The organism is Pseudomonas entomophila, from assembly GCF_018417595.1.
GTDB lineage: Bacteria > Pseudomonadota > Gammaproteobacteria > Pseudomonadales > Pseudomonadaceae > Aquipseudomonas > Aquipseudomonas entomophila_C.
On the sequence record NZ_CP070982.1, the window covers coordinates 4,110,144 to 4,134,109 of the forward strand.

General features: G+C 63.4%; 21 protein-coding genes. 11 read left to right on the top strand and 10 right to left on the bottom strand.

What is annotated here, in order from left to right:
- Positions 1–176 precede the first annotated feature (176 nt).
- Positions 177–1,940 (bottom strand): ABC transporter transmembrane domain-containing protein, encoded by a 1,764-nt coding sequence (locus JYG34_RS17810; protein ID WP_213657673.1) that lies wholly within the window; start codon positions 1,938–1,940, stop codon positions 177–179.
- A gap of 260 nt (positions 1,941–2,200) precedes the next feature.
- Between JYG34_RS17810 and JYG34_RS17815 the strand changes: the two genes are divergently transcribed.
- Entirely contained in the window at positions 2,201–2,374 is a 174-nt protein-coding gene (locus JYG34_RS17815) for a PA1571 family protein (protein ID WP_213657674.1), read from the top strand.
- 165 nt (positions 2,375–2,539) lie between these two features.
- On the opposite strand, the gene pdxB is transcribed toward JYG34_RS17815, so the two are convergent.
- From pdxB to rlmM, 3 genes are all read right to left on the bottom strand, one after another.
- Positions 2,540–3,691 (bottom strand): 4-phosphoerythronate dehydrogenase PdxB, encoded by a 1,152-nt coding sequence (gene pdxB, locus JYG34_RS17820; RefSeq protein ID WP_213657675.1) that lies wholly within the window; start codon positions 3,689–3,691, stop codon positions 2,540–2,542.
- Between the two features lie 47 nt (positions 3,692–3,738).
- Positions 3,739–3,972, bottom strand: a complete 234-nt coding sequence (gene tusA, locus JYG34_RS17825) for a sulfurtransferase TusA (protein ID WP_213661213.1) — start codon at positions 3,970–3,972, stop codon at positions 3,739–3,741.
- Between the two features lie 214 nt (positions 3,973–4,186).
- Positions 4,187–5,251 (bottom strand): 23S rRNA (cytidine(2498)-2'-O)-methyltransferase RlmM, encoded by a 1,065-nt coding sequence (rlmM, locus tag JYG34_RS17830; RefSeq protein WP_213657676.1) that lies wholly within the window; start codon positions 5,249–5,251, stop codon positions 4,187–4,189.
- 220 nt (positions 5,252–5,471) lie between these two features.
- Between rlmM and acnA the strand changes: the two genes are divergently transcribed.
- The 3 genes from acnA to JYG34_RS17845 all read left to right on the top strand — a co-directional run bounded on the left by acnA (position 5,472) and on the right by JYG34_RS17845 (position 10,925).
- Entirely contained in the window at positions 5,472–8,213 is a 2,742-nt protein-coding gene (acnA, locus tag JYG34_RS17835; RefSeq protein WP_213657677.1) for an aconitate hydratase AcnA, read from the top strand.
- 168 nt (positions 8,214–8,381) lie between these two features.
- Positions 8,382–9,158 carry a CPBP family intramembrane glutamic endopeptidase gene (locus tag JYG34_RS17840; protein WP_213657678.1) on the top strand — a complete coding sequence of 259 codons (777 nt, stop codon included), beginning with the start codon at positions 8,382–8,384 and terminating at the stop codon, positions 9,156–9,158.
- Between the two features lie 201 nt (positions 9,159–9,359).
- Positions 9,360–10,925 (top strand): methyl-accepting chemotaxis protein, encoded by a 1,566-nt coding sequence (locus JYG34_RS17845; protein ID WP_213657679.1) that lies wholly within the window; start codon positions 9,360–9,362, stop codon positions 10,923–10,925.
- 34 nt (positions 10,926–10,959) lie between these two features.
- Here the strand turns inward: JYG34_RS17845 and JYG34_RS17850 are convergent, their stop codons facing one another.
- From JYG34_RS17850 to JYG34_RS17865, 4 genes are all read right to left on the bottom strand, one after another.
- Positions 10,960–11,844 carry a pseudouridine synthase gene (locus tag JYG34_RS17850; RefSeq protein ID WP_213657680.1) on the bottom strand — a complete coding sequence of 295 codons (885 nt, stop codon included), beginning with the start codon at positions 11,842–11,844 and terminating at the stop codon, positions 10,960–10,962.
- A gap of 49 nt (positions 11,845–11,893) precedes the next feature.
- The gene (locus JYG34_RS17855) at positions 11,894–12,202 is read right to left on the bottom strand and encodes a hypothetical protein (protein ID WP_011534853.1); all 309 of its coding nucleotides are present in this window, start codon (positions 12,200–12,202) and stop codon (positions 11,894–11,896) included.
- 67 nt (positions 12,203–12,269) lie between these two features.
- Positions 12,270–12,506, bottom strand: a complete 237-nt coding sequence (locus JYG34_RS17860) for a glutaredoxin family protein (protein ID WP_011534854.1) — start codon at positions 12,504–12,506, stop codon at positions 12,270–12,272.
- A 72-nt stretch (positions 12,507–12,578) separates the two neighbouring features.
- On the bottom strand, positions 12,579–13,787 hold the full coding sequence (locus JYG34_RS17865) for an ammonium transporter (RefSeq protein WP_213657681.1): 1,209 nt from the start codon (positions 13,785–13,787) through the stop codon (positions 12,579–12,581).
- Positions 13,788–14,089: 302 nt separating this feature from the next.
- On the opposite strand from JYG34_RS17865, the gene JYG34_RS17870 reads away from it, so the two are divergent.
- The 6 genes from JYG34_RS17870 (at position 14,090) to JYG34_RS17895 (ending at position 21,064) form a co-directional block, all read left to right on the top strand.
- Positions 14,090–14,401, top strand: coding sequence for a DUF883 family protein (locus JYG34_RS17870; protein WP_153785158.1), 312 nt, complete (start codon positions 14,090–14,092; stop codon positions 14,399–14,401).
- Positions 14,402–14,410: 9 nt separating this feature from the next.
- Complete coding sequence (locus tag JYG34_RS17875) at positions 14,411–14,785, top strand: phage holin family protein (RefSeq protein WP_213657682.1); 375 nt, start codon at positions 14,411–14,413, stop codon at positions 14,783–14,785.
- Positions 14,782–15,111 carry a hypothetical protein gene (locus JYG34_RS17880; RefSeq protein ID WP_213657683.1) on the top strand — a complete coding sequence of 110 codons (330 nt, stop codon included), beginning with the start codon at positions 14,782–14,784 and terminating at the stop codon, positions 15,109–15,111. Before JYG34_RS17875 ends, JYG34_RS17880 begins: the two co-directional genes overlap by 4 nt.
- Before the next feature lie 75 nt (positions 15,112–15,186).
- Positions 15,187–16,518, top strand: coding sequence for a deoxyguanosinetriphosphate triphosphohydrolase (locus JYG34_RS17885; protein ID WP_213657684.1), 1,332 nt, complete (start codon positions 15,187–15,189; stop codon positions 16,516–16,518).
- 285 nt (positions 16,519–16,803) lie between these two features.
- Positions 16,804–17,424: a response regulator transcription factor gene (locus JYG34_RS17890; protein WP_213657685.1), complete on the top strand. Its 621-nt coding sequence runs from the start codon at positions 16,804–16,806 to the stop codon at positions 17,422–17,424.
- Between the two features lie 7 nt (positions 17,425–17,431).
- Positions 17,432–21,064, top strand: coding sequence for a transporter substrate-binding domain-containing protein (locus tag JYG34_RS17895; protein WP_213657686.1), 3,633 nt, complete (start codon positions 17,432–17,434; stop codon positions 21,062–21,064).
- A 28-nt stretch (positions 21,065–21,092) separates the two neighbouring features.
- On the opposite strand, the gene JYG34_RS17900 is transcribed toward JYG34_RS17895, so the two are convergent.
- Positions 21,093–21,437 carry a YggL family protein gene (locus JYG34_RS17900; RefSeq protein WP_213657687.1) on the bottom strand — a complete coding sequence of 115 codons (345 nt, stop codon included), beginning with the start codon at positions 21,435–21,437 and terminating at the stop codon, positions 21,093–21,095.
- A gap of 184 nt (positions 21,438–21,621) precedes the next feature.
- On the opposite strand from JYG34_RS17900, the gene dacB reads away from it, so the two are divergent.
- Positions 21,622–23,085, top strand: coding sequence for a D-alanyl-D-alanine carboxypeptidase/D-alanyl-D-alanine endopeptidase (gene dacB, locus JYG34_RS17905; RefSeq protein WP_213657688.1), 1,464 nt, complete (start codon positions 21,622–21,624; stop codon positions 23,083–23,085).
- 57 nt (positions 23,086–23,142) lie between these two features.
- On the opposite strand, the gene JYG34_RS17910 is transcribed toward dacB, so the two are convergent.
- On the bottom strand, positions 23,143–23,931 hold the full coding sequence (locus JYG34_RS17910; protein ID WP_213657689.1) for a PhzF family phenazine biosynthesis protein: 789 nt from the start codon (positions 23,929–23,931) through the stop codon (positions 23,143–23,145).
- Positions 23,932–23,966 lie beyond the last annotated feature (35 nt).

Here is a 23,966-nt window from a genome sequence, read left to right on the forward strand (position 1 = left end):
AAGGAAGTAGGGAAACGGCACACGCGAGCGCTGCCGGCAGAGACATCCTTGTCCTCGTTCTCGGGCCAAAAAAAAGCCGCCATCGGTCGATAGCAGCCAGGTCGAGCACTTACGCAACAGCTGATCCGGATAGTCTCAGGCAATTGCTACAGAAATGTTACAAATTCGCGACAAGCTCACCGACCACTGAATTGCAGCGCTGCCAGCCGAGCATACAGCGGGCTGTCTTCGAGCAATTGCCGGTGTGTACCGAAGGCGACCAGACGGCCCTTGTCGATCACCGCGATACGGTCGGCATATTGCACCGTGGCCAGGCGATGGGCAATGACCAGCGTGGTGCGCCCGACCATCAGTCGCGGCAGTGCCTGCTGGATCAGGTGTTCGCTTTGCGCATCGAGGGCACTCGTAGCCTCATCCAGCAGCAGGACCGGCGCATTCACCAGCAACGCCCGGGCAATCGCCAGGCGCTGGCGCTGCCCTCCGGACAGGCCGCCACCGCCCTCGCCCAGCGGCGTCTGGTAGCCCTGGGGCAGTTGCACGATGAATTCGTGGGCATGGGCACTGCGTGCCGCAGCTTCGACGTCGGCGAGGCTGGCTTCGGGCCGACCGTAACGGATATTGGCCTCCACCGTGCCGCGGAACAGCGCCGGTTGCTGGGCCACCAGGGCGAACTGGGCACGCAGGTCGGCAGGCGGCAATGAATTGATTGACTGGCCGTCGAGCAGGATGCTGCCAGACTGCGGGTCATAAAAGCGCAGCAGCAGGTCGAACAGCGTCGACTTGCCAGCACCAGATGGCCCCACCAGAGCCACCGTCTGCCCTGGCTGGACATGCAGGCTCAAGCCATCGACCGCCGCAATCGAAGGGCGTGATGGATAGGCGAAACGTACATCGCACAGCTCGATATCACCGCGGGCACGCCCACCAGTCAGCGGGGCGACTTGTACCGGCGCCTGGATCGCACTCTGAGCAGCCAACAGCTCGGCAATGCGTTCGGCGGCACCGGCCGCACGCTGCAACTCTCCGATCACCTCGCTCAAGGTACCGAAGGCACTGCCGACGATCAGGCTGTAGAACACGAACGCAGCCAGTTCACCGCCGGAGATCCGCCCGGCGATCACATCCATGCCGCCCACCCAGAGCATGACCCCCACCGCGCCGAGCACCAGCACGATCACCAGGGTGATCAGCCAGGCACGCTGGGCGATCCGCCGCCGTGCCACGGCGAACGCCGCCTCCACGGTTTCGGCGAACAACAGGCGGTCACGCGCTTCATGGTTGTAGGCTTGCACCGTCTTGATCTGGCCCAGGGTTTCGGCGACATAGCTGCCGACATCGGCAACCCGGTCCTGGCTCTGGCGCGACAGGCTGCGCACCCGGCGGCCGAACAGCAGGATCGGCGCCAGCACCAGCGGCAGGGCCAGCACCACGATGCTGGTGAGCTTGGGGTTGGTCACGAACAGCAACAGCACACCCCCGACAACCATCAAGGCATTGCGCAGGAACATCGACAGCGAAGAGCCGATCACCGACTGCAGCAGCGTGGTGTCGGCAGTCAACCGTGACTGGATCTCCGAGCTGCGATTGTCTTCGAAGAACCCGGGGTGCAGACCGACCAGGTGATCGAACACCGCGCGACGGATATCGGCGACGCAGCGCTCGCCTATCCAGGACACCAGATAGAAGCGAGCGAAGGTGCCGACCGCCAGCGCCATCACCAGCAGCAGGAACAAACCGATGGTCTGGTTGAGCTGGTGGGGCGAGCGGGTCATGAAGCCCTGGTCGACCAACAACCGAATACCCTGCCCCATCGACAAGGTGATGCCGGCGGTGACCACCAGCGCCAGCAAGGCCAGCAGGGCCTGGCGACGGTATGGGCGGATGAATTGCCAACCCAGGTGCAGGGCACGGCGTTGGCGGGAAGAAATCGGTTCAGGCATGACGACCGTCGTTCGGCACAGGTGAACGCCTAGACTACCACTCGTCCGCCTGGCGGGAACGCCTGGAAACCGGTGGCATCGCATCACTGGTAGGTGAAGCGGTCACTCGACAGGACACTAGATGGAATCGTTCTAACGTGTCACTGGAGCTTTGCCGTGGTTTCTGTTGGACTGTCCTGGCCGTGATATCCAAGGAACTGTCACAGGTTTTTCACGGCACGGACAGTATCCTGAGCTTGAACCTGAAGAGGAGACAGGACATGAGCTTGCAGCACCGCAACGAGACCCCGAAGGCGCAGAAACCATCGCAACCCCAGGTGTGCGGTTCGGTCATCGATGCCCAGGGCCGCGAAATCCCGATTACCGAGCAGATGATCCAGAAGGCGTGCCAGGATCTTGAACAAAGCCGGGTCGAGAAAGTCCGCAAGGGCTGAAAGCCAGAACAAGAATTCACTGCAACCCGGCGCATGCGCCGGGTTTTTGTTGAGTCGTATGGTATGCACCGGTCTTTGTAGGAGCGGCTTCAGCCGCGATCACCGGCGCAGCCGGTGCCGAACACCGCGTCGCTTGCTTCGCGGCTGAAGCCGCTCCTACAGGGATCACGCTACACAGACCAGCTCCGCCCCCAGTGCACTGACCATCTGCGCCAGTTGTGGTGCCTCGCCGCGCAAACCTACCGCCAGCCCTTCGATCTCCCGCCGCACCGGATAATGCTTGCGCAGCAGGTCGAATGCCGCACGCTGTTCAGCCACGTCATCGCTCAGGCTGCGGCGGAAATCGGCATCGTCGCGGCGCGGGTCGTACACCGCACGGCACAGGGTGGCCAGCGCCCAGGCCGGCTCTGCGTTCATATCCAGTTCGATGCGCGCCAGCGAATGGGCCGGCAGCAGGTCGGCCAGGCGCACCTGCTCGTGCTCACCGCGCCAGCGGCAGAACGCCTGGTAGATCTGCGCCGTGCCACGTTGCTTGCCATCCAGGCTGTAGCCGGCGATGTGCGGGGTGGCCAGGGTGCACAGGTCGGCCAGCTGCAGGTCCACCTGCGGCTCGCCTTCCCAGACATCGAGCACCGCATGCACGTCCTCGCGGTCGAGCAGCAGCTCGCGCAAGGCCACGTTGTCCACCACAGGGCCGCGGCTGGCGTTGATCAGCCAGGCACCGGGGCGCAGGCTTGCCAACCTTTGCTGGTCGAGCAGGTGCCAGGTCGGATGTTCGCCACCGCGCTGCAGCGGCGTGTGCAGGCTGATCACGTCGCACTGCGCAAGGATCGTCTCGAGGTTGACGAATTCGCCCGCTTCACTGGCTTCGCGTACCGGGTCGCAGACCAGCACTTTCCAGCCCAGGCCATGCAGCACCCGCACCAGGCGCCCCCCCACCTCGCCCGCGCCCACCACGCCATAGACGCGCTGGTTCAGGTCGACGCCCTCGAGTTCGGCCAGGGTCAGCAGGCTGCCCAGCACGTAGTCGACCACGCCGCGGGCGTTGCATCCCGGGGCACTGCTCCAGTGGATGCCGGTGGCGGCAAAGTAGTCGAGGTCCAGGTGGTCGGTGCCGATGGTGCAGGTGCCGACGAAGCGCACCTTGCTGCCTTCGAGCAGTTGCCGGTCGACACGGGTCACCGAACGCACCAGCAGCACGTCGGCGTCCTTGACGCTGGCGGCATCGATGGCGCGCCCAGGATAACGGCGGATCTCGCCGAACCCGGCGAAGAAGGCATCGAGCAGCGGGATATTCTCGTCGGCAACTATCAGCATGGCGCTCTCCTTTCAGGGGAGCGCAGTGTAGCGCGATCGCGCGGGGCTCAGTCGGCCTTCTTGCGGATCCAGTACAGGTAGGTGCCGGCCTCTTCCTGCTGGGACAGCAGTTCGTGGCCGAGGAAGACGCAGAACTTGGGAATGTCGCGGCGGGTCGACGGGTCGGTGGCAATCACCTTGAGCACGCCGCCGGCCGCCAGTTCGCGCACATGCTTGTGCAGCATCATCACCGGCTCCGGGCAGTTGAGGCCGGTGGCGTCGAGAGTCGCGTCGTGGGTCAGGTCGGTCATGGGGGGCTCCGCTAAATGAAAGGCATTGTGGCGCATCGCCGGATGGACTCCAAGCCCACCTGCCGGCTCTCATGGATTTGGCACGATCTCACGACCTTTGTAGGAGCGGCTTGAGCCGCGATGCAGGCGACGTGTTGCCTGGTACCCGCTTCGCGGTTGATCGCGGCTGAAGCCGCTCCTACACAGAGGGCCCTGCTCCCTCCGCTCAGCGTGGCTTCAGGTCCAGCCGACGCAGGTGGCAGGTCACTTCCTCGCGGTCGTGGTACAGCTGCTTGCAGGCGATCGACACCTTGACCTTGCGTTCCTTGAACCCGGCCTCGATACGGTCGAGCAACTTGCGCACTTCTGCATGGCGCTGTTTCATCGGCAACTTGAGGTTGACCACCGCCTCTCGACACAACCCCTCGCCCAGCCAGGTCTCGATCAGCGACGCAGTGCGCGCGGGTTTCTCGACGATATCGCAGACCATCCAGTCCACCGTCTGCTTCGGCTTCCAGGTGAAACCGTCGGCCATCAGGTGCGTCACCAGGCCGGTGTCCATCAGGCTCTCGGCCATGGGGCCGTTGTCGATGGCGGTCACCAGCATCCCGCGCCTGACCAGTTGGTAGGTCCAACCACCGGGCGAGGCGCCCAGGTCGACACCGGTCATGTCATCGTTCAGGCGCTGGTCCCACTGGTCACGCGGGATGAACTGGTGCCAGGCCTCTTCGAGCTTGAGGGTCGAGCGGCTGGGGGCCTCGCGGGGGAACTTCAGGCGCGGGATACCCATCGGCCACAAGGCCGAATTGTCTACCTCGGCCAAGCCCAGAAACACACGCCGGCCACTGATGAACGTCAGCAACAAGCGTGGACGTCGGGCGTCATCGACCAGCCGGCCAGCTTTCTCCAGCGCCTTGCGCAATGGCACCTCGAACTTGCGGCAGAAGGTCGACAGTTCCTTGCCTTCGTTGCTGTCGAGCACTTCCAGCCACAGGCTTCCGCACACCGGCAGGTCGGCCAGGTGCTCCAGCAATACGCTGATGCGGTCTGTCTCCGGTAGTTCGACGAATGCCCCCCTCGCCCACTGGCGCGGGAAGATCAGCTGGGCAAAGCGCAGCTCATGCATCAGTCGATCCGCGCCGCCGGGCTCGGTGCAGACGAATTCGGCGCAGGCACTCTGCGGCTTGCCCTTGGCATAGCCGGCCACCCCAAGCTGGGCGGCAAGTTCGCTGATTTCGGCACAGACCTCGCCCTCGAAGCCGGGCCGGCAATGCATGAACAGGGTATTCATTTCTCACTCCACATCGCTGGCGCAGGCGGCGCCAGGGCGGCGAATGATAAAGGAAGATCGGAACCGACGACATGCCCCATCGGTCCAGAAAAAAGGCAGGCCCGGCAAACGGGTCTAACCTGACTGTTCAGCCAGGTCCGTGCCGTGCGGACCGATCCACAGCGGTGACACCGGCGAGCAACCTGTATCGGCCGGGCACCGGAGCACCAAGGAGTTGTAGATGCCCTCGCTCGACAGCCTGAAAACCCTCAAGACACTCGACGTGGCAGGCCACGCCTACCACTATTTCAGCCTCGCCGAGGCCGCCCGCCAGTTGGGTGACCTGCAGCGCCTGCCCATGTCGTTGAAAGTGCTGCTGGAAAACCTGCTGCGCTGGGAGGACGGCAAGACCGTCACCGGCGACGACCTGCGCGCCCTGACCGAGTGGCTGGCTGAACGCCGCTCGGATCGCGAGATCCAGTACCGCCCGGCGCGGGTATTGATGCAGGACTTCACCGGCGTGCCCGCGGTGGTCGATCTGGCCGCCATGCGCGCCGCCATGGCCAAGGCCGGTGGCGACCCGCAGCGCATCAACCCGCTGTCGCCGGTGGACCTGGTGATCGACCACTCGGTGATGGTCGACCGCTACGCCAGCCCCAGCGCCTTCGCCCAGAACGTCGACATCGAGATGCAGCGCAACGGCGAACGCTATGCCTTCCTGCGCTGGGGCCAGAGCGCCTTCGCCAACTTCCGCGTGGTGCCGCCGGGCACCGGTATCTGCCACCAGGTCAACCTGGAGTACCTGGGCCGCACGGTCTGGACCGACGAGCAGGACGGGCGCACCTACGCTTTCCCCGACACCCTGGTCGGTACTGACTCGCACACCACCATGATCAACGGCCTGGGCGTGCTCGGCTGGGGCGTGGGCGGCATCGAGGCCGAGGCGGCCATGCTTGGCCAACCGGTATCGATGCTGATCCCCGAGGTGATCGGTTTCAAGCTGACGGGCAAGCTGCGCGAAGGCATCACCGCCACCGACCTGGTGCTCACGGTCACGCAGATGCTGCGCAAGAAGGGTGTGGTGGGCAAGTTCGTCGAGTTCTACGGCGATGGCCTGGCCGACCTGCCACTGGCCGACCGCGCCACCATCGCCAACATGGCCCCGGAGTACGGCGCCACCTGTGGCTTCTTCCCGGTCGACCAGGTGACCCTGGACTACCTGCGCCTGTCCGGGCGCCCGGAAGCGACCGTGCAACTGGTCGAGGCCTATTGCAAGGCGCAGGGGCTGTGGCGCCTGCCTGGCCAGGAACCACTGTTCACCGACACGCTCGCCCTGGACATGCATGAAGTGGAAGCCAGCCTGGCCGGGCCCAAGCGCCCGCAGGACCGGGTGGCACTGGGCCAGGTCAGTCAGGCCTTCGACCACTTCATCGAGCTGCAACCCAAGCCTCTGGCCAAGGAGGTCGGCCGCCTGGAAAGCGAAGGCGGCGGTGGCGTGGCGGTGGGCAATGCCGACCAGGCCGGCGAAATCGACTACGTTCACGGCGGCCAGACCCACACCCTGCGCGATGGCGCCGTGGTGATCGCCGCGATTACCTCATGCACCAACACCTCCAACCCCAGTGTGATGATGGCCGCCGGCCTGGTGGCGAAGAAAGCCGTGGAAAAGGGTCTGCAGCGCAAACCCTGGGTCAAGAGTTCCCTCGCGCCGGGCTCGAAGGTGGTCACCGACTACTTCAAGGCCGCAGGCCTCACGCCCTACCTCGACCAGCTCGGCTTCGACCTGGTCGGCTATGGCTGCACGACCTGCATCGGCAACTCCGGGCCACTGGACGATGCCATCGAGAAAGCCATCGGCAGCGCCGACCTGACTGTCGCCTCGGTGCTGTCGGGCAACCGCAACTTCGAGGGGCGCGTGCATCCGTTGGTCAAGACCAACTGGCTGGCCTCCCCGCCCCTGGTGGTCGCCTACGCGCTGGCGGGCAGCGTGCGCGTGGACTTGACCCGGGACGCCCTGGGCACCGGCAAGGACGGCAAGCCTGTGTACCTGCGCGATATCTGGCCCAGCCAGCAGGAGATCGCCGAGGCGGTCGCCAATGTCGACACCCGCATGTTCCACAAGGAGTATGCCGAGGTGTTCGCCGGCGACGCCCAGTGGCAGGCCATCGCAGTGCCCAAGGCCGCCACCTATGCCTGGCAGGATGACTCCACCTACATCCAGCATCCGCCATTCTTCGACGACATCGGCGGCCCGCTGCCGGAAGTCCGCGACATCCAGGGCGCGCGCATCCTCGCCCTGCTGGGTGACTCGGTCACCACCGACCATATCTCCCCGGCCGGCAACATCAAGGCCGACAGCCCGGCCGGGCGCTACCTGCGCGATCAGGACGTGGAGCCGCGTGATTTCAACTCCTACGGCTCGCGGCGCGGCAACCACCAAGTGATGATGCGCGGCACCTTCGCCAACATCCGCATCCGCAACGAGATGCTGGGCGGCGAGGAAGGCGGCAATACCCTGTACGTGCCAAGCGGCGAGAAACTGTCGATCTATGATGCCGCCATGCGCTACCAGCGGGATGGCACGCCACTGGTGGTGATCGCCGGGCAGGAGTACGGCACCGGATCGAGCCGCGACTGGGCGGCCAAAGGCACCAACCTGCTGGGGGTCAAGGCCGTGCTGGCGGAAAGTTTCGAGCGTATTCACCGCTCGAACCTGGTGGGCATGGGTGTGCTGCCGTTGCAGTTCAAGGCCGGGAACGACCGCAAACGACTCGGCCTGACCGGCAAGGAGCGCATCGATGTACTGGGCCTCTCAGGTGCGCAGATTCGCCCCGGCATGGACCTGCCCGTGCGCATCACCCGAGAGGATGGCCAAACGGTCCAAGTCGAGGTGCTGTGCCGGATCGACACACTGAATGAAGTGGAGTACTTCAAGTCGGGAGGGATTCTGCACTACGTGCTGCGGCAATTGATCGCGGGGTGAAGGGCGATAGCCTTGCTGTGATCTTGAGATCGAGCGCCGCCCGTGCGGCGCATCGCGGATGAATCCGCTCCTACAGGAGCGGATTCATCCGCGATAGCGATAGCAAGTGCCCTGAAGGCGCTCAGGTGAGTCCAACCCTCCACGGACTCACCGGCACAAGGAACTCCAATGCCCCTTCTCCACTGGATCGCCCTGCTCCTGCTCGGCCTCGGCTACACCCTCGCACTGACCTTCGCCAGCCTGGGCCTTGCCGCCCTGCCCGCCTTGCTCGCCCTGTTGTGCAGCGCCTTGCTGGCACGTCGGCGGGTACGCTGGCAGCAAACCCTTGGCCACGCCCTGTTCGTCGCCCTCGCCGTCGCCCTGGCGCTGCACTGGCTACCGGGTTTCAACGGTGCCAGGGTGATCGACAAAGTCGTGCTCAGCGAAGGCGCCATTCCCTTCTCGATGTACCTGAACCTGGACAAGCCGCTGATCGGCGTCTGGCTGTTGCTGGCCTGCCCGTGGTTGGTGATGCTGCGCACACGCGGCTTGGTTGCGAGCCTTGGTGTGATCCTGCCGCTGACGCTGCTCGCTTGCCTGGGTGGCGCCTGGTCGCTGGGCCTGGTCGCCTGGGCACCCAAGTGGCCAGACCAGGCCTGGCTGTGGCTGCTGAACAACCTGCTGCTGGTCAGCCTGACCGAGGAATTGTTGTTCCGCGGCTACATTCAAGGCGGCCTGCAACGTCTGTTCAAGCATGAGGGCCTGGCGCTGATCGCCGCCGCGCTGTTGTTCGGCCTGGCGCACCTGGGTGGTGGCTGGCAGTGGTTCTACCTGGCCAGCCTGGCCGGGGTGGGGTATGGTCTGGCCTATCGCCATGGCGGGCTGACCGCGGCGGTGCTGTGCCATGTTGCTGTCAACCTGGTGCATTTCGCCGGTTTCACCTACCCGATGCTGGCCCCGAGCTGAGCAATCGGTCATGATCCGACCCAGTCGTCACAATCTATAAAGAAAACTGCAATATTGGCAGCAAGTTACGCGATCATGCCGGCTTCGCTACAGCAGCCGCGGCACCGCCACCTTGCGCCAGGTCAATGGCAGTTAAATATTCATTCAATAAAACCAGAGGCTTGCCGATACCCGTCGAAAGCCTTGCGGATTGAACAGCCAATGCGTAACAACCAGCCGATTACCCAGAGAGAACGGACTTTCCCTGCCCAGCAGCGGTTGATCTCCACCACCAACGCCAAAGGCGTGATCACCTACTGCAACGACGCGTTCATCGAGATCAGCGGTTTTTCCCGCGAGGAACTGATGGGCGCGCCGCACAACCTGGTTCGCCACCCCGATGTGCCGCCGGCCGTGTTCGCCCATATGTGGCAGACCCTCAAACAGGGACTGCCGTGGATGGGTATCGTCAAGAACCGCTGCAAGTCGGGCGATCACTACTGGGTGAACGCCTACGTCACCCCAGTGTTCGACAGCAACCAGGTGGTCGGCTACGAGTCGGTGCGGGTCAAGCCCACCGCCGAACAAATCCGCCGCGCCGAAGCGCTGTACCAACGCATCAACCAGGGCAAGTCGGCCATCCCGAAACGCGACAAATGGCTACCGGTGCTGCAGGACTGGCTGCCGTTCATCCTCATCAGCCAGGTCGGTTTCCTGATCGGCAACTGGCTGGGCCACTCCTGGGGCTTCGCCCTGGCGGCCGGCCTGTCGGTCCCCCTGGGCCTGCTCGGCCTTAGCTGGCAGCAACGCGGCCTCAAGCGCCTGCTGCGCCTGGCCGAGCAGACCACCTCCGACCCGCTGATCGCGCAGATGTACACCGACAGCCGCGGTGTCCAGGCCCGCCTGGAAATGGCCATGCTCAGCCAGGACGCACGGATGAAGACCTGCCTGACCCGCCTGCAGGACAGTGCCGAGCAACTGAGCGACCAGGCTCGCCAGTCCGACGCCCTCGCCCACCAGAGCTCCTCGGGCCTGGAGCGCCAACGCGTGGAAACCGAGCAAGTGGCCGCCGCGGTCAATCAGATGGCCGCCACCACGCAAGAAGTGGCCAACCATGTGCAGCGCACCGCCGACGCCACGCAAGAAGCCAATCGCCTGACCAGCCAAGGCCGCCATATCGCCGGCGAGACGCGCGATGCGATTGAACGGCTGTCCGCCGCCGTGGGCGAGACCGGCCTGACCGTCACGCAACTGGCCAAGGATAGCGACGAGATCGGTGGCGTGGTCGATGTGATCAAAGGCATCGCCGACCAGACCAACCTGCTGGCACTCAACGCCGCTATCGAGGCTGCCCGTGCCGGCGAGATGGGCCGGGGCTTCGCGGTCGTCGCCGACGAAGTCCGCCAGCTTGCCCAACGCACCGCCGAGTCCACCGGGCAGATTCACGGCCTGATCGCCAAGCTGCAGCAGACCGCCAACAACGCGGTGCAGACCATGGAGACCGGTCACCGCCAGGCCCAGGAAGGCGTCGAGCGCGTGATGGAGGCCGACCAGGCCCTGGTGGGCATCAGCGAAGCGGTGGCCAACATCACCGACATGGCCACCCAGATCGCCGCTGCCACCGAGGAACAGACTGCGGTGGCCGAAGAGATCAGCCGCAACATCAGCACCATCGCCGACCTGGCCGACCAGACCGCCGGCCAGGCCCAGCGTTCGGCGCTGCTCAGCGAAGAGCTGACCAGTACCGCGGGCACACAATACTCGCTGGTGGAACGCTTCAACCGCTAGACAACAGACGGCGCCCCAAGGGGCGCCGTCTGCTTTACCACGCCAGGCTCAGCCTGCTCTCGAAATACCGCTCCTCGCCACTCAACGGATCCTTGAAACGCAGGCTGTGTGCCAGCAGCTTCAGCGGCCGCGTGTAATCGTCCTGCTCGTTGGCCAGTTGCGGATAGAACGGGTCGTTGCAGATAGCCGCGCCCAGTGAAGCCATGTGCACCCGCAGTTGGTGGGTCTTGCCCGTCACTGGCGACAGGCCATAGCGCCACAGTTCGCCCTGTTTCTCCAGCACGCAGGCGTGGGTTTCGCTGTTATCGGCCCCCTCGACCTCATGCATGCGGAAGAACGGCTCGCCATGCACCAGGCGGCTGCGGTGCACCAGGGGAAACTCATGCTGCGGCATGGCCGCGGCAATCGCTTGATAGTGCTTGTCGATTCGCCGCTCCGGGAACAGGCGCTGGTAGGCGCCACGGCTCTGCGGGTTGGCGGAGAACAACACCAGACCGGCCGTGTGCCGATCGATGCGGTGCAGGGGAACCAGGTGCGGGTTGTCCAGGCGGCGGATCAGGCGGCGCAACAGCGTCTGCTCGACATATTCGCCGGTGGGTGTCACCGGCAGGAAATGCGGTTTGTCCGCGACCACCAGATGCTCGTCCACATGCAGGATCTCTTCCTGCACTGGAATCGGTTTCTCGTTGGGCACCTCGCGGAAGTAATGCAGACGCAAGCCCTGGCGATAGGGAAGCTCGGCGGTGATCGCGCGGCCTTCACTGTCCAGCACCCGGCCACGGGCAAAGCGATCAAGCCACTGCTCGCGGGAAATACCTTTGAAGTGATCGCACAGGCAATCCAGCACCGTCGCCCAGCGACCTGGAGGCAGGCATACGGTGCTGGCTTGCTGGAGGGCGGGGTTGAAAGGCGTGGTCATCGGCGGGCTCGCATCACAGGGGGGAGCATTATCCCCTAGCCCACGCGCCTCAACCAGCCTCGCTGGCCGGCTCACAGCGCGCCTTCAACCAACGCAGCACCTGCACGGCGTCCCAGCGCCCCGGGTCATAGAGGGCATAGCTCAGGCCCTGGTAGCCCACGACATCCAGCGGGCGATGAAAGCCCGCACGTTGGAACAACGCCTCGATTTCGGCGAAGCAGGTGTTGAAGTGAACCTTGCCGAAAGGGGTCTGGTCATCGGTGACGATGCCATCGAGGCGCAATTCCAGCACAGCGTCACGCACACGCTCAGGGGACATGTGATTGATGCTGTACTTGAGTTGCTCGACATTGAGCATGGCTTCACCTCGATACTGTATTTATATACAGCATACGAAGCGAATCACCCTACCGTCAATCAGCGGCTCAACGCAGGAACGCCACCACCTGTTCGGCATCGAACGGCCAGCCCAGCTCTGCGCCGCTGTCACAGCGGCGCAGCACTGGAATCAGCAGGCCGTACCGCTCGAACAGCGCCTCGCTATCCGCGATGTCGACCAACTCGACCATCAGGCCATGCTCGACGAACGGCATCAGCATGGCTTCCGCCACTTCACAGAGGTGGCACCCGAGGGTACCGAACAATTGGCATTCAGGGAGCATGAATGGGCCCGAAAATCATCTTCAAGGATGCTTATTCTAGGTCCAGACCCTGCAACCTGCACCTGTGCCAGATCAATCCTGGCTGGTCGCGCCAATGCGGTGCAGCGACAGGTCGGCGCCCTGGAACTCCTGCTCATGGCTGAGGCGCAGGCCATGCAGCGCCTTGATCAGCCCGTACACGACAAAACCGCCGACCAAGGCCACCACGACACCGCCCAGGCTGCCCAGCAACTGGCTCACCAGGCTGACACCGCCCAACCCGCCCAGCGCCGCCTGCCCGAACACGCCACAGGCGATTCCGCCCCAGACGCCACACAGGCCATGCAGCGGCCACACACCCAGCACATCGTCGATCTTCCAGCGATTCTGTGCCGCGGTGAAGCACCAGACGAACAGGCCACCCGCCACCAGGCCGACCACCAGCGCCCCCACCGGGTGCATCAGGTCGGAACCAGCGCAAACCGCCACCAGCCCGGCCAGCGGGCCGTTATGCAGGAAGCCCGGGTCATTGCGCCCTGCCAGCAAGGCCGACAAGGTGCCGCCCACCATCGCCATCAACGAATTGATCGCCACCAGCCCGCTCACGCCCTGCAGGGTCTGCGCGCTCATGACGTTGAAGCCGAACCAGCCAATGATCAGGATCCAGGAGCCCAGCGCCAGGAACGGGATGCTCGACGGCGCGAAGGCCACCAGCCGGCCATCGCGATAACGACCGCGACGCGCACCCAGCAGGATGACCGCCGCCAAGGCCAGCCACCCACCCATGGCATGCACCACCACGGACCCGGCGAAGTCATGGAACGGTGCGCCGAAGCGTGCCTGCAGCCATGCCTGGATACCCAGGTTGCCATTCCACACCACCCCTTCGAAGAACGGATAGATGAACGCCACGATCAACGCGGTCGCGCACAACTGCGGTATGAAGCGTGCCCGCTCGGCAATCCCACCCGAGATGATCGCCGGGATCGCCGCGGCGAAGGTCAGCAGGAAGAAGCACTTGACCAAGGCGTAACCCTGGTCGCGGGCCAGCTCGGCCGCCGGCTGCAGGAAGCTCACGCCATAGGCGATCCAGTAGCCGATGAAGAAGTACACCAGTGCCGAGATGGCGAAATCACTGAGAATCTTCGACAAGGCGTTGACCTGGTTCTTGTGGCGCACCGTACCGACCTCGAGGAAGGCGAAGCCGGCATGCATGGCCAGGACCAGGATCGCGCCCATGAGGATGAACAAGGTGTTCGAGCCATGGACCAGGGAGTCCATCGCGCTGTGCATGTTTTCCATGAAGTGGCAGACCTGCAAAAAGGCACCAGGACAGTTCAAGAACCGGCATCCCTGCACCTGATCGGTGCCAGGCCCCTGCTCCATTTCAGTGAACGTGCGGGTGCCTGCGTGGTTTTTTCTTGGGTTTGTCGTGGATTGGGTTAAGGTTTGTCGGTGTCCGCGCGGCTGGCGCACGCTTTCAGCGCAGGCGCCGGCAGACACGCCCCGATTGATAGCAAGGGCCGTACCAGTCCCTGCCACTGAACCTTCCGCGCGCGCCATTACTCGAAATAGCCATACACACCCATAGGGAGAGGCCCTCCATGGCCAGCAAATCGGCAAAGACTGCACAAGACATACTGATGGCTGACTTCCAGGCCCTGGTCCGCGACACCGAAAAGCTGCTCGCCGACACCGCCAACCTGGCGGGTGACCAGGCCGATGAACTGCGCGAGCAGATTCACGAGCGCCTGACACAGGCCCGCGAAACCTTGCAACTGACCCAGGACTCGGTACGCCAGCGCGGCCAGGCCGCCCTCGGCAGTGCCGAGCAGTATGTACAGGAAAACCCCTGGCAGGCCATTGGCATCGCCGCTGGTGTCGGCTTGCTGATCGGCCTGCTGGCCAAGCGCTGAGAGGTGCCCATGGACAACGACGGCAACGGCGCCGCCACCTCCGGCAGACGCCTGGGTGCGGCGGTGCTGGGTTTGCTGCACAGCCATATCGAGCTGTTCGGCATCGAGTTGCAGGAACAGAAGGCTCGCACACTGAGCCTGCTGCTGTTCGCCGGGCTTGCGCTGGTCTTCGCCCTGCTGCTGCTGACCGCCCTGTCCGGGCTGGTGCTGGTGCTGCTGTGGGACAGCTATCGCCTGGCCGGGATCATCGGACTGTGCGTGTTCTATGGCCTTGCCGCGCTGTACTGCGGCTTGCGCCTGAAAGCCGCAGTGTTCGACGAATCGTCACCGTTCAGCGCCACGCTCGACGAGTTGGCCAAGGACAGGGAGCGCCTGCTGCCATGAACCTGCCTGAAATACCTGATACCCGAAACCCACGTGAACTGCGCAAGGCGTTGCTGCGCCTGCGCATGGAAATGCACCGCCAACAGATTCGCCACGAATCCACCCAGTTGCTCGAACCGGTGCGTCGACTGCGCGGCATGGGCAATTCATTCGGCGAGGGCCTGGGCGTGCGGCATGGCTCGCTGTGGGGCCTGGCCGCTGTCGTGGCGCTGGGTTTCCTCACGGGCAAAGGGGTGCGCAGTGGCAACTTGAAGCGCCTGCTGCGCCTGAGCTCCATCCTGGCACCGCTGATCCGCCTGTTCCTGAGTAACGGCCAACGCCCCTGATTGCTGCGTGCCCGTGCTTGCACGGGCGCGCCAGACACTGGAAGCTATGCCGACTCAACGACGGGAGAACAAGCCTTGGACTGGCACACCCTGCTGACCCGCGAACGCCTGGGCAAGGCCCTCGGCAGCTCTGAAGAACTGGGCCGCAGCCCCTTCCACAAGGACCACGACCGGGTCATCTTCTCTGGCGCCTTCCGCCGCCTGGGGCGCAAGACCCAGGTGCATCCGGTCACCAGCAACGATCACATCCACACCCGCCTGACCCATTCGCTGGAAGTGAGCTGCGTCGGCCGCTCGCTGGGCATGCGCGTGGGCGAGACCCTGCGCGACAGGCTGCCAGACTGGTGCGAACCCAACGACCTGGGGATGATCGTGCAGTCTTCCTGCCTGGCCCACGACATTGGCAACCCTCCATTTGGCCACTCCGGCGAAGACGCCATACGCCACTGGTTCCAGCAAGCGGCCAGACGTGGCTGGCTGGACGACATGACGGATGACGAACGTGCCGACTTCCTGAATTTCGAAGGCAACGCCCAAGGTTTTCGCGTCCTCACCCAACTCGAATACCACCAATTCGATGGTGGCATGCGCCTGACATACGCCACCCTAGGCGCCTATCTCAAGTACCCCTGGACCGCTCGCCACGCCGATGCCCTGGGCTACAAAAAACACAAGTTCGGCTGCTACCAGAGCGAGCTGCCGCTGCTCGAGCAGATCGCAGGCAAGCTTGGCCTGCCTCAGCTCGAACACCAGCGCTGGGCCCGCCATCCCTTGGTCTACCTGATGGAGGCGGCCGACGATATCTGCTACGCCTTGATCGACCTTGAGGACGGCCTGGAAATGGACCTGTTGCAGTACGCCGAAGTCGAGGCGCTGCTGCTCGACCTGGTCGGTGACGACCTGCCGGAAACCTATCGTCAGCTCGGGCCAGGAGCATCGCGCCGGCGCAAGCTGGCAATCCTGCGGGGCAAGGCGATCGAACACCTGACCAATGCCGCCGCCCTCGCCTTCGTCGAACAGCAGGATGCCTTGCTTGCCGGACGACTACCGGGCGACCTGGTCGAACACATGCACGGCCCGGCCCAGCGTTGCGTACTGCAAGCCAAGGACATGGCCCGCAAGAAGATCTTTCAGGACAAGCGCAAGACGCTTCAGGAGATCGGCGCCTACACCACCCTGGAAATCCTCCTCAATACCTTCTGCAGTGCCGCCCTGGAACAGCACGGCGGACGCACGCCTTCGTTCAAGAGCCAGCGCGTGCTTGACCTGATCGGCAACAACGCACCCGATCCGCACGGTACCTTGCACGACGCTTACCTGCGCATGCTCGACTTCATCGCTGGCATGACCGATGGCTATGCCAGCGAAATGGCCAGCGAGATGACCGGACGCTCCAGCCCGACATAACGGACATGCAGCAGTGATGACGGCGTAGGCCGTCAATCACTGAGTTAATCTGTAAGAAACTTCTTACTTCCTGGCGACAGTTCAAAACACAATTTTAATTTTTCGCAAAAATATCCAGAAATTCGAGCGACGAGCCACTCAATCTCCACACGCCCTGTAGCAAGATATCGATTTAGCTGTAAGCAATTTCCTATATATAGTTTTCTAACTAACCTTCCCTGCCCGCCGACATTCATCTGAGCTAATGTGCCGACTGTTTTCGTCACGCCGCATGGAATATTTGATATGCACTCAGTATTTATTGTCGACGACCACCCGGTAATCCGCCTGGCTATCCGGATGTTGCTGGAAAATCAGAATTACACGGTGGTTGGCGAATCGGACAATGGCGTCGATGCCATACAGATGATTCGCGAAACACGCCCGGACCTGGTAATCCTGGACATCAGCCTACCCAAGCTCGACGGCCTGGAAATGCTGTCCCGCCTACAGACCATGGCCATCCCCCTCAAGGTTCTGGTACTGACCGCGCAATCGCCAGCGCTGTTCGCGATCCGTTGCATGCACTCGGGTGCAGCCGGTTACGTCTGCAAACAGGAAGACCTGAGCGAGTTGCTCAGTGCCATAAAGGCGGTGCTTTCCGGCTATAACTACTTCCCCAGCCAGGCACTCAATCCGGCCCAGGTAGATCGAGGGCAGGAGCTGGAACTGTTCCGCCAGGTGAACGACCGGGAGCTGATGGTCTTGCAACTCTTCGCGCAGGGCAGAAGCAACAAGGAGATTGCCAAGGGTATGTTCCTCAGCAACAAGACCGTCAGCACCTACAAAAAGCGCCTTATGCACAAACTGCGCGCAAACACGCTGGTGGAACTGATCGACATCGCCAAACGCAACGCGTTAGTCTGAGGTCACGATGTGGAGGTACATTGCGACATCCCTGCTCTGCCTGAGCCTCGGCACCCCCCTGCAGGGTGCCTGCGTATCCAATTACCCAGGCCAGACATACACCCTGCTCAGCCGCGCTTCACCGACATCGGCCCAACCCACGCTCACCCCGGCCCAACGTGATTGGCTCACTACCCGTCAGGAACTGGTCCTGGGAACATCGGCACCGGATTATCCACCGTTCGACATTGCCACCCGCGGCAATGAGTACCAGGGGCTCACCGCAGACTACGCTGGCGTGATCGGCAACGCCCTCGGCCTGCCGGTCCGTGTGCAACGCTTCCCCAGTCGGGCCGCAGCGGTCGCCGCCTTGAAGAATGGCCAGATCGACCTGCTGGGAAGCGCCAATGGCTACGAAGCCTCGACGCAAGGCCTGGCCCTGTCACGGCCCTATGCCATCGACCAACCGGTGCTGGTGACCCGCGAAGACGAGACACGCGCACTGGATACAGGCCTGGACGGCATGCGCCTGAGCATGCTCTACCACTACCTGCCATCCGAAGAAATCAACGCCACCTACCCCCAGGCCGAGCTCCTGACCTTCGAGTCGTCCACCCAGGCGCTGAACGCGGTAGCCTTCGAGCAAGCCGACGTGTTCATCGGCGACACCGTGTCCACTCACTACCTGATCAGTCGCGGCCACCTGCCACGCCTGCGCATGGCCAACTTTGGCAAGCACGAGGCCGTAGGATTCAGTTTTGCCTTGCGCGACAACGACAGGATGCTGCTGACGTTGGTCGATGCTGCGCTGGAAGCCCAGTCAAACAGTACACGAAACGACATCTTCAAACGCTGGAGCGCCAGCAGTGGCAGCTTGCTGACCGACCGCAAGCTGCAATTGTCGCCCCGGGAGGACCAGTGGTTGCGCGAGCATCCGGTGATGCGGGTGGTGGTCAACGATACCGCTGCCCCCCTGACCTTTTTCGACAGCAACGACCGCCTGCGCGGTATCGTCGCCGATCTGCTTGAGCTCATTCGACTGCGTACCGGCCTGCGCTTCGAGATCCAGCGTGCCAGTGGCGACGGCGACATGATCGAGCAACTTGAATCGGGCCGTACCGACATCATCGCCACCCATTCCACCGATTCGCGTCGCACCAACGCATTGCAGGTCAGCAGGCCCTACCTGGAAAGTGCCTATGTGCTGGTCGGTCGTAGCGGAGCCGATCAACCCAGCTCACTGAAGCTGCTCAAGGGCAAGCGCGTAGCCGTCCCTCGCGACAGCAGCGTGGCAGCCCTACTGACCACCCGCCACCCGCAGGTTCGCCAGGTTGCAACGGAGAGCGCCTACTACGCCATGGCGCTGCTCAGCAGCGGTGCCGTGGATGCGGTGATCGCCACCCTGATCGATGCCAACCACATGGTGGCGACCGGCAGTGACCTGGTTATCCGCAGCACGGTCGGCACGGAACCGGCTACCTTCTCGATGGCAACTACCGCCCAGGCCAGTGAGTTGGCGTCGATACTCGACAAGGCGCTACTGAGCATATCTCCAGAAGAGCTCGGGGTGATCAACAGCCGTTGGAAGGACCACGGCGTGCGCGATGACACCTACTGGCGCCATTACCGCAAGATCATCGTGCAAGTGGTCGGTGTCATCGGCATGCTATTGGTACTTGCGCTGATCTGGAACGCACGCCTGCGCCGCCAGATCAAGCAACGCCAACGTGCGGAACGAGCCCTGAACGACCAACTGGAGTTCATGGGCGCCTTGCTCAACGGCACCCCCCACCCAATGTATGTACGCGACCACGAAGGTCGCTTGCAGAGTTGCAACGACAGCTACCTGCAAGCGGTTGGTGCCAGCCCCGAGCAGGTCATCGGCAAGCGCCTGGAGGATACCCCGTTCTGCGATTGTGACTACACCCAGCAGATACAGGACGAGTACCAACGCGTCATGGCGCAGGGCAAACCGCTGATCATGGACCGTCCCTTGCGCCTGAAAGACCAGGAACTGACGATCTATCACTGGATCCTTCCCTATCGCGACTCGCTGGGCGAAATGCAAGGCATCATCGGCGGTTGGATCGACATCAGCGAACGCCGCAACCTGGTCCAGGACCTGCGCCTGGCCAAACAGCAAGCAGATGACGCGAACCGCGCCAAGAGCACTTTCCTCGCCACCATCAGCCATGAGATCCGCACACCGATGAACGCGTTGATCGGTATGCTGGAGCTGGCCCTGCGCCGCGCAGAGCAGGGCCAGCTCGATCGACCTGCCTTGGAAATCGCCCACCATTCGGCCCAGGACCTGCTCGGCCTCATCGGCGATATCCTGGATATCGCTCGCATCGAATCCGGCCACCTGAGCCTCGCGCCTGAACCCGTCGACCTGGCCATGCTGATCGAGTCCGTCGGCCGGGTATTCGACGGCCTGGCCCGCCACAAAGGCCTGGCATTGAAGGTGGCCATCACCGACGCGGCGCGTTGTCATGTGATGCTTGATCCACTGCGTTTCAAGCAGGTGCTGTCGAACCTGGTCAGCAACGCGATCAAATTCACCGAGCAGGGGCAGGTGCGCATCAGCGCGAAACTGCGCAACGACAACGAACGGATGGCCCCCACCCTTGACCTGGAGGTGCGTGACAGCGGAATCGGCATCCACGAGGAAGACATGCAGCGACTGTTCATGCCCTTCGCCCAGGCCAATCCCTACAGTGATGGCGCCCGGGCCGGCACCGGACTGGGGCTGGTCATCAGTCGCAACCTGTGCGCGATGATGGGGGGCGACCTGAGCCTGCAAAGCCTGCAAGGTGTGGGAACGCGCGTACGCCTCACCATGCCCCTGCAATGTGTGGCCCCCGCAGAACCGCTCCCCCGCATGGCCACGGACATCGTACAGCCGGATGCACGCCTGAAGACCCTGGTGATCGACGACCATCCCGCCAACTTGCTGCTCATGGCACAACAGTTGAGCTATCTGGGGCTGCGCCAGGAGAGCGCGCGCGATGGTCGCGAAGGGTTGCGCAAGTGGCGTGAAGGCTGTTTCGATGTCTTGATCGTCGACTGCAACATGCCGGGCATGAATGGTTATGAACTGGCCCGGACAGTGCGCGCCGAAGAGCACCTGCACGGCCGCCCGCGCTGCACCATGCTCGGCTACACCGCCAACGCCCAACCTGAAGTGCGCCAGCAATGCCTGGATGCAGGCATGGATGACTGCCTGCTCAAACCCATCGGCCTGCAACTGCTCGGCCAACGCCTTGCGAGCATCGCTCGCCACGGCAGGCCGTGCAATGGTTGTGACGAGCCCGGGCATCGCTTCGACCTGGACGGCCTGAGCGCCATCGTCGGCGACAACGCCAACGACCGCGACCGTATACTGAGCACCTTGTACCAGAGCCTGCAGCAAGACCTGATCACACTGATGGCAATCGACCCACGGCAACAGGCGGATGAACTGGCGGCCCAGGCACACAAGATCCTCAGCGCGGCGAGGATGCTGGATGCGAGATCGTTGATTCAGGCATGCGAAGCGCTCGAGGAACCTGGTTTGTCCCAGCACGAGCTGAAAGTACGCCGTCAGGCATTGGCACGGCATATGCGCCGTGTGGAGAAAGCCCTGGCCAGGCAATTGTGCAACCTGGCCGAGGCGGAGTAAGCGGCACAGCGACTGTGCCGCCCACCGATCACGATGCCGGGTTGATCGGCTTTTCCGGGTACCAGGCGTCCAGCAGCGGGCTGACTTCGATGTTGGTCAGTTCGCTGCGGCCTTTGAGCCAGGCTTCGACAGCGGCGCGCTGTTCTTCGGTGACCGAGCCACGCTCGGCCTTGCAGACCAGACCGAAATCGTCGCCGCCGACATAGTCCAGGCCATTTGCATCCATGGCTTCAGCCAGGAAGGCGTCGAGGAAGGCATCGATGGCTTCATCGGACAGGTCTTCCTTGAAACCCAGGTTCAGTTCGAAACCCAGCTCCTGGAATTCGTCCACGCACAGTTTCTTGCGCAGGCGACGGGAACGGTTGGTAGCCATGAAACAATCCTCTCAAGTAATTACGCGCGGCACTTTACCAGTTTCCAGCGCCCAGCGGCGCTTTTCCGTCGAATACAGCCCATCGACGCTACGCTTGGGGCATAATGCGCACTCTATTCGTCCTGGGGCCATCATTTTCTTACAGCCCCGTTACCCTTTTCCCTCGTGCAGGGTTCATACCTTTATGATCAAGACGCTCCGCCCACTGCTGCTCGCCAGCGTGTTGCTGCCCCTGGCATTCCCCAGCCAGGCCGCCGCCGTCAACACCACCCTCCCGCCCAAGGTGCAACAGGCACTCAAAACAAACAAACTGCAGGACTCGGCGCTGTCGCTGGTGTTGCTGCCACTGGATGGCCCCGGCACGGCCACGGTTTTCAACGCCGACGTCTCGGTCAACCCGGCCTCGACCATGAAGTTGATCACCACCTACGCCGCACTGGAGCTGCTGGGCCCGACCTACCAGTGGAAGACCGAGTTCTATACCGATGGCACCCTGAGCAACGGCGTGCTCAACGGCAACCTGTACCTCAAGGGCGGCGGCGATCCCAAGCTGAACATGGAGAAACTCTGGCTGCTGATGCGTGACCTGCGGGCCAACGGTGTGCGCACGGTGACCGGTGACCTGGTCCTGGACCGTAGCCACTTCGTGCAGCCCAACCTGCCACAGTTCGATGATGACGGCGGTGATATCAACAAGCCGTTCCTGGTCAAGCCCGACTCACTGCTGGTCAACCTCAAGGCGCTGCGCTTTGTGGCCCGCAATGACGGTGGCAAAGTGGTGGTGTCGGTCGAGCCACCGATCGCCAGCATTCGCATCGACAACCAGGTCAAGGCAGTGGCCGGCAAGCAATGCACGGGAGATGTGCGCTACAACCCGGTGACACAAGCGGACGGCGTCAGCGTGACCGTTACCGGTCAGTTGGCTGACGGTTGCAACTCGCAGACGTACCTGTCGCTGCTGGATCACCCGACCTACGCCGCAGGTGCCGTGCGCGCCATCTGGAACGAACTGGGCGGCACCATTCAGGGCCGCGACCGCTTCGAGGACGTCCCCAAATCCGCCCGCCTGCTGGCCCGTGCTTTCTCGCCAGACCTGGTCGAAGTCATCCGCGACATCAACAAATACAGCAACAACACCATGGCGCAGCAGTTGTTCCTCAGCATCGGCGCGCAGTTCCGCACCGACGCCGATGGCGATGATGCACGGGCCGCCCAACGCGTGGTGCGCCAGTGGCTGGCCAAAAAAGGCATCACCGCGCCCCACCTGGTGATGGAGAACGGTTCGGGCCTGTCCCGCGCCGAACGCGTCAGCACCCGCGAAATGGCCGCACTGCTGCAGGCCGCCTGGAAGAGCCCCTACGCTGCCGAGTTCATCAGTTCGATGCCGCTGGTGGGCATGGACGGCACCATGCGTAAACGCCTGAAGCGCACGGCCATGAGCGGCGAAGGACATATCAAGACCGGCACGCTCAATACCGTACGGGCAATTGCCGGGTTCAGCCGCGACAGCAACGGCCACACCTGGGCGGTGGCAGCCATCCTCAACGACCCCAAGCCATGGGGCGCTTCGCAGGTGCTTGACCAGGTATTGCTGGACCTCTACCGACAGCCGAAGGTCGGCAATGGCACCGTGGGCGTCATGCCCTGATGCCCACCTGCCCCCACGAAGCGCCTTGCGCGCTCGTGGGGCGTGCTCGATCGCGTTTCAGATAAAGACCTGACCGCGCAGGTACAGGGCGCCCCGCCCGCTGATGATCACCCGTCCGTTCCCTGGCACCTCGCATTGCAACTGCCCCTTGCGCGCCCCACCCTGTTCGCAGCGCAAGCTGGCCTTGCCCAGGCGCTCCGACCAGTAAGGCGCCAGCGACGTGTGCGCCGACCCGGTAACCGGATCCTCGTTGACCCCCACCCGCGGCCCGAACCAGCGCGTGACGAAATCGAACCCGCGCCCTGGCGCCGTCACCGCGATCCCGCGCACATCGAACGCCGACAACGCGACGAAATCCGGCTTGAGTGGATCGATTAGCGCCGCTTCGTCGATCACCAGCACATAGTCGTCTGTGCGATACAACGCACGGGCGCTATCCAGGCCCAATGCCGCCAGCAAACCTTCGGGGATATCCACCGCTACCGGCTGCTTGGCGGGGAAGTCCATGGCCAGCAGACCATCGGCCTCACGGCTGACCCTGAGCTCACCGCTACGGGTATTGAAACGCAGCACTTCGGCCTGCTCACCCAACTGCTCGAACAACACCCAGGCAGCCGCCAACGTCGCATGCCCACACAAGTCGACCTCGACAGCCGGGGTGAACCAACGCAGGTCGAATGCTTCGCCGTTGCGCACGAAGTAGGCGGTCTCGGACAGGTTGTTCTCTTCGGCGATGCGCTGCAGCACGTCATCCGGCAGCCACTGCTGCAAGGGAATCACTGCCGCTGGGTTGCCGCCGAACGGCTCGGAGGAAAACGCATCGACCTGGAAAATCTCGAGTTGCATGCAACGACTCCTTTCAAGCCCGACACAACGCCGGG